This window comes from Micromonospora avicenniae, assembly GCF_900156065.1.
Classification (GTDB): Bacteria; Actinomycetota; Actinomycetes; order Mycobacteriales; family Micromonosporaceae; genus Micromonospora; species Micromonospora avicenniae.
This window is the reverse complement of record NZ_FTNF01000007.1, coordinates 85217-97608: the sequence shown is the minus strand read 5'-3', so window position 1 is coordinate 97608 and position 12392 is coordinate 85217. Positions and strand designations below refer to the sequence as shown.

Below are 12392 nucleotides of genomic sequence, written 5' to 3'. Positions count from 1 at the left end.
CCCGAGTCGACCTTGTAGGGGCTCAGGTCGGATCGGGTCGAGCTCAATCCCGAACTCCAGGAGAACTAGGCTGCCGACGTGCAGATCTACGGGAGGACCGTCGACGACCAGAGCCGGTGTGTGCACTACGCCACACCCGTGGACGTCGTCGCCATCAAGTTCGCCTGCTGCCTGCGCTACTACCCGTGCCACCTGTGCCACGAGGAGACCACCGACCATCCCGCGAGCCAGTGGCCGGTCGACCAGCGGGGGCAGCATGCCGTGCTCTGCGGCGTCTGCCGTACCGAGCTGACCATCGAGGAGTACCTCGCCGTCGACTCCTGCCCGAACTGCCACGCGGCGTTCAACGAACGCTGCCGGCTGCACACCCACCTCTACTTCCAGGTGCGCTGACGAGACACCCGCGCGGAATTGGGCACGGCCTTCTCGGCAGCCGGCGACGGCTGTCGGCGCCGCCCCCCATCCGGTCCGGGAGTTCCTACTCGACCTCTCCGTGCTCGGAGCCTTCGATCGCCTCGGGCCAGTCCCGGTGAAGTTACGCAGAAACCTCGGGCCGCCCTTCTGGATCACCCGCTGGGATCGGGTGTTCACGGTCATGGTGCTCGCGGCTCGGTAGATCGCGAGCACGGGGTGCAGTCCCGGCGCCAACGGGGCACTGCGGGATCAGCTGAAGGAGCTGTCAGGCTGAGCGGGTTCCTCCTCAGCGAGCAGTTCACGGCGCCATTCGGCGAATCGGCCACGGAGATTGACCGCGTCGTTCGACTCGGAGCAGGCCCGCACGCTCGGCTTCTACCTGTTTGCCGACCTCGCCCTCGGGCTGGTCCGCGCGCAGACCGGTCAGGCACTGGACGACCTGGTGCGGGAACTCACCCTGCTCGTGGCCTCCGCGCCACCGCCCCCGCTGGGGTAACGACATCCGCACTGGCGGGGCGGGAGCCACCTGCGGAGGGCGCGAGGTCAGGCTGCTGGCGGTGCGGAGGTCTGCCACAGTGCGCTGACCGGCATGGCGCGGAGTCTGTCGCCGAACGGCAGCGTGGACGTTCCGGTGTACAGGACGATGCCGGTGGTGAAGTCGTCACCGAGGCGGTCGGCGAGTCGGCGTAGCCCGCGGAAGTCGTCAGGTCCGACGGTGGTGGCTGCTTTGACTTCGATCCCGACCACTTGGCCGGATCTGTTTTCGAGCACCGCGTCGACTTCGTACCTGCTCTGGTCACGGTAGTGGGACAGCTCGACGAACTGCGCGGACCAGGTGAGCTGGCGGGACAGCTCGGACAGGACGAACGATTCGAGCAGCGGCCCGAACGGTGCGCCCGGCCGGAGCAGTGCCCGGGCGTCGGTCGCGATCTCGTTGGCCGCGATGCCTGAGTCGACGAAGATGAGTTTGGGCGCGGCGGTGGTGCGGGTGCCCAGGTTGCGGGACCAACCGGGGATCCGCCTGATCAGGAAGATCTCTTCCAGGACCTGGAGGTAGCGGGCGATCGTCGGTCGGCTCAACCCGAGTGCGGATTCGAGGGAGTTGGCGGCGATGATGGTCGCTGATCGGGCCGCGAGGAGGCGTACCAGCTTGCGGAGCTCGCCCTTGTGCTGGATGTCGGACAGCTGCCGGACATCGCGGTCGATGAGCGCCTGGACGTAAGCGTCGAGGAACCGTTGGCGGCGGCGCGGGTCAGTGCGGGTCGTCGCCTCCGGCAGGCCGCCGCGCATGATCCGGGCGGCGTAGTCGGCACGGGTCACCTCCGACTCGTGTCGCAGGTCCGGACCGAGCGCGAAGACGGCGTCGACGAACCCGTCCGGCGCACCGTCGAGTTCGCCTTGGGAGAACGGCCAGAGCTCGACGGTTTCCATCCGGCCGGGCAATGCGTCCGGGGCGGCGACCATGCCGAACAGCCGAGACGAGCCGGTGAGCAGATACCGGCCGGGCCGGGGGTCCTCGTCGACGGCTGCCTTGATCGCCAGCAGCAGCTCCGGAGCGCGCTGTATCTCGTCGATGACCAGGAGTTCGGGGGAGTCCACGAAGCCGACCGGGTCGGCGATCGCCGCGGCCCGGTCCTGCGCCCGGTCGAGATCTCGGCGCTCGGCGAGACGATCTCCGGCGACGATGCGGACCAGGGTGCTCTTGCCTGCTTGGCGCGCTCCGCTGATCAGCACGACGCGGGTGTCGGCCAGGGCGGTGTTGACCTGCACGGCGGCGCGACGGGGGATCAGGTGCGGTGTCGGCACGACATCATGGTAGCTGGCACGGTTTCGATCTGCGGGGGATATCGCATTCGATCTGCGGGGCACTCCGTGTTCGGAATGCGGCTAATCGGTGTTCGATTTGCGGGGACCATGAGGTGGTCGCACGTCGTGTTCGAGGCGCCAGTCTCCCACGGGTTGGCTTCCGTGGGGCATGACAGGCGGTAGGCCGATCGACCGGGAGAACGCAGGTCAACGGGGGTCACTACCTGCCAACGCGGGTCAACGCGCAGGTCGTTAGACTGACGACTCGCGCCCTCGTAGCTCAGGGGATAGAGCAACGGTTTCCTAAACCGTGTGTCGCAGGTTCGAATCCTGCCGGGGGCACCAAATCACGGCCTTGATCACCGATCAATGTTCCGCCTTCCGGGGCTTGCGTGCCCGCTGCGTGCCCGATCGCCTCGCGGCCTTCGACCGGCTCGCGTCCAGGTGCTCAGCCACCTCGGCGTCTCGGCCGACGACGGCACGGTGGTAGTGACGAGTCGGGACGCTGGCGTTGGCGGGCGGCCGAGACCGCGGAATTGCGCTCTATCAGATCAGGCGGCCCGCAAAGCGGGTCGCGCCGGCCCGGCCCCGGCCTGCTGGCGACCTCCGGCCGGCATCGGGCCGGGCCGGCCGGCCACGCATAGGGACGACAAGACCTTGAAGACCTCGGGGCTCCGCCCCGAACCCCGGCCCTCCACAGAGAGCCGCTACAGATTCGATGGCCAACATTCCAGTAGTGTCCCCCGGTGGCCAGCGAGAAGGGGCGAGCCATGAGCCCACGCAAACGGGTCTGGATCGCCATTGCCTGCGCGGCGGCCGGCTCTTTGGTGGTAGGGCTGCTCAACTGCCTTGGGGCGCTGGCACTACTACTACCGGGCGGTCCGAAGCACGCCCGCGAGTATCTGAGCCAGGTGCAGGTGGACCCCGCGTACCGGCGAGTTGGTGAGGGTGGCCAAGGGAACTGCAACTGCAACCTGGAGTACTTCTACATCGGCCCCAGTCGCACGGACCCGGCCCAGGTCTTCTCAGGCCCTGCACTCACCCTTCGGCCCTCCGATGGGTCCTATTCGCCGCCCTGGGACGAGCTGTTGGAGGGTGAGGGAGCCAGCGAGGCGAGCGGTAGCTGCCGCGTAGTGGTGTACAGCTACCAGCGCGACCGTGAACCGTTTGACCTTTGGAGGCTGCCCCCTGACGAGCAGGCCTTTATGGCGTCTGGCCGACTAGTGGTTTTTTCCCTCTACGCGTCTTGTGAGCGCGACTACGGCTGACGGAGCGACTTGGAAGGAACCGCCGGGCCATCCACGGGCCAGAGGGTGGTGTCAGTGGGGGCCGGACCACGCCATGTGAGAGCGCGTCGAGCAGGCGTGGCGGCCCGTTCCAAACCGATCTTGTGTGACTCCCGAGCTGACAGCTCGCTCTCGGATCACCCGGTCGTCGTGACCCTGTGGACGGTGGTGAGGGGCCGGGGGCGCGATGTCGAATCCGCCTGCTACGGTGCGCCGCAGTTGGCCGGTCAGAGCAACCCATGCGGGACAGCGCGGCTACGGGGGGCGGGCATCGGTAGGTCCCCGGAGTGATCCCGGGACTGAATATGAGACACCGCGACCCGCCCTCCGCCATGCGTACACGAGCCCGGGGCGAGGCGGTCCGCATCTAGTCCGCAAGAGGTCGACGGACGGCGGGGGAGTGGTGCGAGATGCCGAGAGGCATTTCCGCTGCTAAACCGCCGTTTGCCCAGGCCGGCGGGGGCTCCGAGACCTCCAGGGGCGGGCCGTAGGCAATGCCGACGTCAGTCTCCGCGACCACTACGTGTGTCCGGCTCCCCACAGGGGTCGGAGCTCGTCCCGACCCAGTCGCCGCACGGCATCGAAGTACGAGCTGAGCAGTCGCGGTACGTTCCGAAGGGGGCTACTGCTGCTGCAAGCGGGTCAGGAACCCGTCCACCAGGTGCGGTTTGGTGTAGTCCATTCGGGTCCGAGTACCCGACGACGCGGCGAAGTCGGCGGCACCGGCCGGCGAGGCTAGCGTGCCGATCTAGGAATCGTGCAGCGGCGGATGACAAGACCCGCCGCTCAAAACCACTGACACGCGGCACGAGAAGATCGGGACTGTCTTGAGGATTGCTTCAGCCACGGGTGTTGCCAGTTCTACCTCGCAGCGAGGATGCGCTCGACGTCCCATAAGTGGTGGTGAGCGTCGTGCGCGTTGTTGCGTGCCACGTCTTCGGCTCGCTGCGCACCCCGGGTGGCGTGTTGCAGCACCACACCGGAGGCGAGCGCCGACTCCACGGCTTCCGCCCATGCCTCGACGGCCCAGCGCAGGGACCACAGGGCCCCAGCCAGCGCGATCTCGTTGTAGTGGCGCGCCTGGGCCAGAAGGTCAGGGTCGTAGCCCGGCACGTCGGAGACTCCTGCCAGATAGCCGCCCGCGAGGCGTTCAGCCCAGGTACGCAGGTTGTCAGTGACATGGCTGACGTACGCGGCGCTCGTCCAGGCCAGATCGGGGTGTCTTTCCTGACCACTCGCATCCGCTAGCCGCTTGGCGTACGCCTCTGGCATCGCCCGGACCACAGCTACGGCTTCTGCTGGGCTCAGTTCCCAGTCGAAGCCGCAGCCCCGGCAGGGTTGTCCGTAGAGGTCGGCTCCCCACTTCTCCATGGGTCTGCACCCTAACCACCGGGCCGGACCCGACGACATGTGATCTTGGTTAACGCCGACGGTGGGCCCGTATGGGTCAGCGGTCGTCGTATGGGCGAGAGCCGGCCGTACCGGCGGTCGGGCCCCACCGCCTGGCCACTACGCGGGCAGGTCGAGGCGGACGACAGCGCCGAGCTCGACCAGCTGCTCCGGCAGGGCGAGGTCGGAGACGCCCAGCACGGTGCTGGTGGGGCGGTGGTCGCCGACGTACGCCAGGTGGAGGCGGGCCAGGGTGTCGAAATTGTCGCGCAGGTTCCGGACCAGCACGGTGGTCTCGACGATCTGGGTGCGGCTCGCCCCGAAGTGTTCCAGCACGAGATCCAGGTTGGCCAGGGTGGTCTTCAGCTGCAGCTCGAAGTCGCCGGCCCCGATGAAGTTGCCGGACATGTCGTGGGACAGCTGGCCGGAGATGTAGAGCGTGTCACCGGCGCGGTACGCCTGGCTGTATCCGTAGAGGGACTCCCACGGCACGCCGAATTGGAAGGTCTGGGACTTGACCGTCACGGCTACCTCCATCGAGTTACCTGTTCGACCTTGAACATCGAAGCACCATCGCAGCGGCATGTCTCGATGTTGGGGGAAAGTGGCAGCTCAGTCCGGTCGCCGTCGGACAGGTACACCGCGTCGGACGAGCATGGGGGCCGATCGTCCCGGCGGTAGCGGGGCCTACGGCCCCCCCCGAACGCGAGACCGTTCCGTAACCGGCCGGCCGACGTCACGCCGGCCGGCCGGTGCGGGCTCAGTTGCCGCAGGCGGTGTCGAATCCCTCGATCGGCTCCTTGAGGCTGGGTTCGTCGACCTCCATCGGCTTCTTGTCGGCCATCCGCTTCTCGATCGCGCCGGCGAGGTTCTCGAAGGCGGTCCGCACGGCCGGGTCGGCGGCCTGGGGCGCCTGGGCCTTCAGCCCGGTGACGATGGTGTTGTAGTGCTCGCGGACCAGGCGGTCCTGTTCAGCCTTGCTGACCGGCTTGTCGATCTGCGCGATCGCGTCGTCGGCCATTCCCCCGAAGCCGGCCTTCACGGCCTGGAGGCCGGCCTCGCAGACGGTCTTCTTGTTGGCGGCGAGGTCGACGGTCGGGCTGGCCGCCGCGCTGGACGGCGCACCACCGGCGGTGGGTTCGGCGGTGGTCTCGCAGCCGGCGGCGAGCGCGGCGAGCGCGCCCAGGCCGGCGAGCCCGCCGAGCGTACGCAGGCGAAGGGTGGACATGCAGACTCCCCGTGGGTCTCGTCTCAGTTCCGTTCCCGGTGGCCTCGTACCGGCCGACCCGACGGATGAAGCCGCCACTGTAGACGGTGATCGATCGCATCGGCATCCTGATTCCCGGGCCCGTCGAGGCCGCCCCGCCACCGCGGGGCGGTCAGGCGTCGGGCCGATCGAGAGGCGGCCGGCGCGCCATCAGGTACGCCTGCTGCGTGGTTTCCGTGCCACCGGCGTACGGCTCGGGTTCCCGCAGCAGTTGTGCGCGTAGTTCGAACCCGGCATCGGTCAGCACCGCCGCCACCTGTTCCGGCCGCCGTCGGCGGAAGGTCAGCGAGATCGACTTCCCGAAAGCCTCGGTGCGTACCACCGGCTCGTCGCCGACCTGGAAGACCATGGCGAGGTGACCGCCGGGGGCGAGGGCGCGACGGAACCCGGCGAACGTCGCCGGCAGCAGGTCGTCGGGCACGTGGATGATCGAGTACCAGGCCGTGATGCCGGCGAGACCGCCCTCCGGCAGGGTGAGCGCGGTCATCGAGCCTTCCTCGAACCGCAGCCCGGGATGGTTGCGCCGGGCCAGGGCGAGCAGCCCCGGCGAGAGGTCGACGCCGAATACGTCGAGCCCGAGGCCGGCGAGGTGCGCGGTGACCATGCCGGTGCCGCAGCCGATGTCGGCGACCGGACCGTTGCCGTCGCGTACCACCAGCTCGGCGAAGGCGGCGAGGACGGCACGGTCGAACGGCTTGCTCGCCAGCTCGTCAGTGAACTGCTCGGCGAACTCGGTGGCGACGGCGTCGTACGACGCCCGGGTCTCGTGCAGGAAGGCGGGTTCGGCCATCCTCGGCACGCTACGCCGTCACCCGACCGGCGCCACGTCGATCAATCCCTGGATCGTCCTCACGGGTCGGCGCGGCGGCAGCCGGTGACGTAACGAGAATTCGTGGGAAGACGCTGCGGCGCGAGCGCGAGCGCCGCAATTCCGGCGGGCATAGGCTCCGGCTTATCGAGAATCGACAGTCGTGGTACTCCTGCGACCAGGTGTCGGACGCGAATGAGGGGGCGCGTCCGCCACCGCCGTCGAATGCCTGCTCCACCTGACGGAGGATTCCTTGCGTCGTACCGCATTGCTCGTCACTGTGACCGCCGCGGCGCTCAGCGCCGCGATCGCCGGCGCCACCCCGGCTTCGGCCGTCAACTCCTACAACGCCCAGCCCGCCCCGGAGCGCACCGAGGTCGGTGCCCTGCTCGTTCAGTGGGATCGGGATGGCGACCCGGCCACGCCGGACGTCGTGGACTGGTACTGCTCCGGCACCATGATCGACCGCGACGTGTTCCTGACCGCGGCGCACTGCACCACCGACTGGGCGCCCGGTGCCCGGTTCTACGTGTCGCTGGACCAGGACGTAGACGGGGCGCTCGCCGACGCGCGGGACGCCGGGCTCAGCCCCGAGCAGATCGCCGACGCGGTCGGCGTCGAGGGGACCGCGCACACCAACCCCGCCTACCCGGGCAACTCCGCCGACTCGCAGGACATCGCGGTGATCACCTTCGACTCCGCGCAGGCGGCGGAGGTCGACCAGCGGTGGGACTTCACCCCGGCCACCCTGCCTACCGCGGGGCAGCTCGACGCCGTCGGGAGCCGGGCGCTCGACGCGGCCCCCTGGGAGGTCGCGGGGTACGGCACCGAGGAGGCCGAGCGCGGGCCCGGTGGCCAGGTGCACCCGGGCGGTGGCGTACGGATGAAGGCCGAGTTGGGTTTCAACGCGTTGAACAAGACCTGGGTCCGGCTGGCAATGAACGAGAGCCGGGGCTACGGCGGCGCCTGCTACGGCGACTCGGGCGGCCCGAACTTCGTCACCATCGACGGGCGGCGGCTGCTTGCCGCGACCACCATCACCGGCGACGGCCCGTGCTACGCCACCAACGTGGTCTACCGGACGGATGCCCCGAGCGCGCGTGGCTTCCTGGCCGACTTCGTCGACCTGCCCTGACGCGGATACGGCGGCCGGCCGGCGGGACCATCGCCGGCCGGCCGCCGCGTCTCATCCCACCGGTAGCTGATCGACTCGCGTGATCACTTCGTCGATCAGCCCGTACTCGCGGGCCTGCTCGGCGGTGAACCAGCGGTCCCGGTCCCAGTCGCGCTGGATCTCCTCCAGCGTCCGGCCGCTGTGCTGGGCGATCAACTCCTGCATGGTCCGCTTCACGTGGAGCATGTTCTCGGCCTGGATGGTGATGTCCGCGGCGGTGCCGCCCATCCCGCCGGAGGGCTGATGCATCATGACCCGGCAATGCGGCAGCGCGTACCGCTTGCCCGCCGTCCCGGCGCAGAGCAGGAACTGGCCCATCGAGCCGGCGAAACCGAGTGCCAGCGTCACCACGTCGTTGCGGACGTACCGCATGGTGTCGTAGACGGCCATGCCGGCGCTCACCGAGCCGCCCGGGGAGTTGATGTAGAGGTGGATGTCCCGGTCCGGGTCCTCGGCGGCGAGCAGCAGCATCTGGGCGCAGATCTGGTTGGCCGACTCGTCGGTCACCTCGGTGCCGAGGAAGACGATCCGCTCTTTGAGCAGCCGCTCGAACACCTGGTCACCGAAGGACGGCTGCCCCTCGGTGAGCATCCGCACCTGGTCGTACCCGATCATCACGTCCGCCTCTCCACCGTGCCGGTGGGCGGCGGGAGCGCCCGGAGGACCGGCCCCACAAGCGTGCGTTCGTCGGTGGTCGCGGTCCCAGCGATTCTGCCGGCGGCGAATCTGCCGCCGGCAGAATCGGTCGGGTCAGACGGCGGTCAGGAAACGCCGCGATGTGCGGGTCCGCCCGCAGCCGAGCAGGCCGGCGGTACGCGGACCGGGGCGCCCGGCCGGCGCGGAACCGGACCGGCCGGCGCGCAACGTCGGGCCGCCCGCCCCCGGGCCGCGGTGCAGCAGGACCTGTGGCGTACGCGGGCCGACCCGCACGTTCGGCCCGGCCTGCGGTCGGGGCATCGGTACGGGGGCCAGCGTGGCCGTCGCCGACCGTGGCGTGGCGGGCAGGCGGGGCTCGACCTGGCGAAGGTCGTCCCGAGCCTCTTCGAGGAGTTCCGAGAGGTGGATGCCGAGAGCCCGGCAGATCGCCGCGAGCACCTCGGAGGAGGCCTCCTTGCGCCCGCGTTCCACCTCGGAGAGGTAGGGCACGGACACACCGGCGGCCTGGGCCACCTCGCGCAGCGTGCGGCCCTGACGCAGCCGGAGCCGACGCAGGACCCCACCGATCACCCGTCGCAGCAACGACATGCCGGCCTCGCTTTCCTGCCTCGTCGTCTCGGGACACTCCCATCATGCCCGGTCCCGCCGTCCCGGGCGGCCCCGGAGGTGCATCCGGTGCCCCAGGTCGCCGTGGGCGCGGGCCGGGCAGCGGGCCGATGGAGGGGGCGCCGGCGGGGAGCTGCCTCTCCCCGCCGGCGCCCGGATCACCGCTTCAGGTGTGGCAGCCAGTCGGCCGCGTGGGGGCCGATGCCGAGTTTCCGGAACAGCGCCCGGGTGCCGCCGGCGGGCAGCAGGCCGTCGTCGTAGATCGACACGGTGATGCCCTCGACGTCGTACACGGTCAGTGACTCCTCGCCACCCTGCCCGCCGAACCGCGCCGGGTGACCATCGAGGGTCGTGTTCGGGTTCACGTACGCCTTGTCCCTGGGGTCGGTGACCGGCCGGTACGGGGAGAAGGCGACCATCAGGGTCCGCGCCCGCTGCCGGCCGGGATCCGCGTCCGCCGGCTCCGGTGACCACTCGGTGTAGGCGTTCCAGGACCTCGGTTCGCCGAGGTCGAGCGAGACGTTCCCCGTGATCGGCCTCAGGTTCTCCGGGAGGTCCGGCACGGTCACCGGCATCGGCAGCACCTCGTGGCCGAAGGCCAGCGTGCGGGCCACCCGCTCCGCCGTCTCCGCCGGGTCTCCCGCGACGCCGTGGGTCCGCACCTGGGCCCAACCGTCCGGGGCGTACCGCCACCGCAGGATCGCCTCCGGCTGCTCCGCGCCGCTGTACGTGGCGAAGGTGCTCGGTGCGCCGTTGAGCTCCGGTCCGGGGCGGGTACCGGTGAGGGTGGCTGGTTCACCGCTGTTTCGCTGGGGCGCCGACGGCTCCACCCCCTTCGGGTACAGGTTCACCGCGACGCCCTGCCAGTTCTCGCCGACCGGGTTGCTGACGGCGCCGAGGTAGACGCCGGGCCCGGAGAGCAGCAGCCCCGACTGGTACTGGAGGCTACGTACCCCGTCCGGCAGCCAGCCGAAGCGGACGTACACCACGCCCGGGTCGACCGTGGTCAGCGCGGCCGGTAGACCGGCTGCGGCGGGCGGGGCGTCGGCCGGGCCGGTGGTGGCGGGTGGGCGGTCGGGCGCCAGCAGGCCGGGGACCGTCACTCCGCCGGCGACCAGCAGGCCGATCGCCAGTGCCGCGCCCGCGGCCCGGCTGTAGCGGCGCTGCCGCCGGCCGGTGGCCATCGCCCGGTCGACGTCGAGCACCGCGGAGGGGCGCTCCGCCGAGTCCACCTCGGCGTGCATCAGGTCGGTGAGTTCCCGTTCGTCAAGCATCGTCGCTCCTCTCATCGGCCCACGGGTGCGGTGTCGAGCACGGCGCGCAGCGCGGCGAGCCCCTTCGCCGCCTGGCTCTTGACGGTTCCGGCCGAGCAGCCCAGGGCGCGGGCGGTGTCCTCGACGCTGAGGTCCTGGAAGTACCGGAGAACGAGCACGGCCCGTTGCCGGGGTGGGACCTGGCGCAACGCCGAGACCAGGTTGAGTCGCTCGGTCGGGTCGGTCGGTTCGGTCCGCCGTTCGGGCAGGGCCGCGCCGAGCACCACGCGGCTCCAGCGCAACCGCCGCTCGTCGAGCAGCCGTCGCAGCAGCATCGTGCGCACCAGTGCGTCCGGGTGTTCGGCCTGCCGGGCCCGGGCCCAGTTGCGGTACAGCTCGGTGAGCACCCGTTGCAGGATGTCGTCGCCGCGATCCCAGTCGCCGCACATCAGGTACGCGGTCCGCCGCCACTGTCTCATCCGGCCCCGCACGAAGTCGGTGTACTCGGCGTCGGCTTGGGCTCTGCGCCCGCCGCTCGTCGTCACGAGGAGTCGCCTCTCGTCTGCCGGCCTCGACCGGTCCGTCGTCGTCGACTGGTAGTCGAGGTCGGAGCGGCGGTGGGTTGCCCCGGCACCGCACCCGGCCGTACCGGATTCGCCGCACCCGCTATGTTGTGGGCGTGCAGGCGACGGAGCAGGTTAGACGGTGATCCATTTCCCCGCGCAGCGCCGTAGTCCGCTCAGTGCGCTCAGCCTGCGGCTGGTCGCCGCGCTTGCCCTCGTGTTCGCCACCGTGGCGGTGGTCTACCTCGACCGCGACGGTTACCGCGACGTCAACGAGGACGGCCTCACGCTCCTCGACAGCTTCTACTACGCGGTGGTGACCCTCTCCACCACCGGCTACGGCGACATCACTCCGGTCAGCCACAGCGCCCGGCTGGTGAACGTCCTCTACATCACCCCGGCCCGGGTGATCTTCCTGATCATCCTGGTCGGCACCACCCTGGAAGTTCTGACCGAGCAGTACCGTACGGGCCGGCGCCTGACGCGGTGGAGGAAGACCGTGAAGGACCACGTGATCATCTGCGGCTACGGCACCAAGGGCCGCAGCGCGGTCTCCGCCCTGCTGGAGAACGGGCTGGACAAGTCGCGGATCCTCGTCGTCGAGCGCAGCAGCACCGCGCTGCGGCAAGCCACCGCGGCGGGGCTCGTCGCGATCGAGGGCTCGGCGACCCGGTCGGCGACGTTGAACGAAGCCCACGTGAAGAACGCCAAGGCAGTGATCATCGCGACCGACAGCGACGACGCCTCGGTGCTGGTGGCGCTCACCGTGCGGCAGCTCACCGCCGGGCAGGTCCGGATCATCGCCGCGGCTCGGGAGGCCGAGAACGCCCCGCTGCTCAAGCAGAGCGGCGCGCACCACGTGATCGTCTCCTCCGCCACGGCGGGTCGACTGCTCGGTCTCTCCACGTCCGCGCCGCCGCTGATCGACGTCGTCGAGGACCTGCTCACGCCCGGCCAGGGGATGGCGCTGGCGATGCGGTCGGCCGAGCGGAACGAGGTGGGCCGCTCGCCGCGCGAACTGGACTGCCTGGTGATCGCGTTGGTCCGGCGCGGTCGAGTGATCACCCTGACGGACCCGGCGGGTGCCGAGATCGAGACCGGAGACATGCTGGTCTACGTCCGCGACGACCGGCCCCAGCCGGCGACGGTCGCCTGACCGATCGCTGGGC

Annotated in this window: 14 protein-coding genes and 1 tRNA gene; 6 read left to right on the top strand and 9 right to left on the bottom strand. The window is 70.1% G+C overall.

The window, feature by feature from the left end:
- Nucleotides 1-78 precede the first annotated feature (78 nt).
- Nucleotides 79-393: a CHY zinc finger protein gene (locus tag BXA10_RS13465; RefSeq protein ID WP_076470670.1), complete on the top strand. Its 315-nt coding sequence runs from the start codon at nucleotides 79-81 to the stop codon at nucleotides 391-393.
- A gap of 352 nt (nucleotides 394-745) precedes the next feature.
- The gene (locus tag BXA10_RS31485) at nucleotides 746-910 is read left to right on the top strand and encodes a hypothetical protein (RefSeq protein WP_175649201.1); all 165 of its coding nucleotides are present in this window, start codon (nucleotides 746-748) and stop codon (nucleotides 908-910) included.
- Nucleotides 911-957: 47 nt separating this feature from the next.
- On the opposite strand, the gene BXA10_RS13460 is transcribed toward BXA10_RS31485, so the two are convergent.
- Nucleotides 958-2220: an ATP-binding protein gene (locus BXA10_RS13460; RefSeq protein ID WP_076470669.1), complete on the bottom strand. Its 1263-nt coding sequence runs from the start codon at nucleotides 2218-2220 to the stop codon at nucleotides 958-960.
- A gap of 269 nt (nucleotides 2221-2489) precedes the next feature.
- Here BXA10_RS13460 and BXA10_RS13455 point away from each other — a divergent pair.
- Nucleotides 2490-2565 (top strand) — tRNA-Arg (locus BXA10_RS13455).
- Nucleotides 2566-2966: 401 nt separating this feature from the next.
- Nucleotides 2967-3488 (top strand): hypothetical protein, encoded by a 522-nt coding sequence (locus BXA10_RS13450; protein ID WP_139337989.1) that lies wholly within the window; start codon nucleotides 2967-2969, stop codon nucleotides 3486-3488.
- Nucleotides 3489-4367: 879 nt separating this feature from the next.
- Here the strand turns inward: BXA10_RS13450 and BXA10_RS13445 are convergent.
- From BXA10_RS13445 to BXA10_RS13430, 4 genes are all read right to left on the bottom strand, one after another.
- Nucleotides 4368-4877 (bottom strand): hypothetical protein, encoded by a 510-nt coding sequence (locus tag BXA10_RS13445; protein WP_139337988.1) that lies wholly within the window; start codon nucleotides 4875-4877, stop codon nucleotides 4368-4370.
- Between the two features lie 138 nt (nucleotides 4878-5015).
- A complete protein-coding gene (locus BXA10_RS13440) occupies nucleotides 5016-5420 on the bottom strand; it encodes a RidA family protein (RefSeq protein ID WP_139337987.1) in 405 nt (134 codons plus the stop codon).
- A gap of 235 nt (nucleotides 5421-5655) precedes the next feature.
- On the bottom strand, nucleotides 5656-6123 hold the full coding sequence (locus BXA10_RS13435) for a hypothetical protein (RefSeq protein WP_076470665.1): 468 nt from the start codon (nucleotides 6121-6123) through the stop codon (nucleotides 5656-5658).
- A gap of 151 nt (nucleotides 6124-6274) precedes the next feature.
- Nucleotides 6275-6952: a class I SAM-dependent DNA methyltransferase gene (locus tag BXA10_RS13430; RefSeq protein ID WP_076470664.1), complete on the bottom strand. Its 678-nt coding sequence runs from the start codon at nucleotides 6950-6952 to the stop codon at nucleotides 6275-6277.
- Nucleotides 6953-7223: 271 nt separating this feature from the next.
- Here BXA10_RS13430 and BXA10_RS13425 point away from each other — a divergent pair, with 271 nt between their 5' ends.
- The gene (locus BXA10_RS13425; RefSeq protein WP_217696767.1) at nucleotides 7224-8105 is read left to right on the top strand and encodes a trypsin-like serine protease; all 882 of its coding nucleotides are present in this window, start codon (nucleotides 7224-7226) and stop codon (nucleotides 8103-8105) included.
- A gap of 51 nt (nucleotides 8106-8156) precedes the next feature.
- Here the strand turns inward: BXA10_RS13425 and BXA10_RS13420 are convergent, their stop codons facing one another.
- The 4 genes from BXA10_RS13420 to BXA10_RS13405 all read right to left on the bottom strand — a co-directional run bounded on the left by BXA10_RS13420 (nucleotide 8157) and on the right by BXA10_RS13405 (nucleotide 11205).
- Nucleotides 8157-8759: a ClpP family protease gene (locus BXA10_RS13420; protein ID WP_076470662.1), complete on the bottom strand. Its 603-nt coding sequence runs from the start codon at nucleotides 8757-8759 to the stop codon at nucleotides 8157-8159.
- A gap of 135 nt (nucleotides 8760-8894) precedes the next feature.
- Nucleotides 8895-9389, bottom strand: coding sequence for a helix-turn-helix domain-containing protein (locus tag BXA10_RS13415; protein WP_076470661.1), 495 nt, complete (start codon nucleotides 9387-9389; stop codon nucleotides 8895-8897).
- A gap of 176 nt (nucleotides 9390-9565) precedes the next feature.
- Nucleotides 9566-10681 (bottom strand): hypothetical protein, encoded by a 1116-nt coding sequence (locus tag BXA10_RS13410; protein ID WP_076470660.1) that lies wholly within the window; start codon nucleotides 10679-10681, stop codon nucleotides 9566-9568.
- Nucleotides 10682-10692: 11 nt separating this feature from the next.
- Nucleotides 10693-11205, bottom strand: a complete 513-nt coding sequence (locus BXA10_RS13405) for a SigE family RNA polymerase sigma factor (RefSeq protein WP_245828236.1) — start codon at nucleotides 11203-11205, stop codon at nucleotides 10693-10695.
- 160 nt (nucleotides 11206-11365) lie between these two features.
- On the opposite strand from BXA10_RS13405, the gene BXA10_RS13400 reads away from it, so the two are divergent.
- Nucleotides 11366-12379, top strand: coding sequence for a potassium channel family protein (locus BXA10_RS13400; RefSeq protein ID WP_076470659.1), 1014 nt, complete (start codon nucleotides 11366-11368; stop codon nucleotides 12377-12379).
- The last annotated feature ends 13 nt before the right edge of the window (nucleotides 12380-12392 follow it).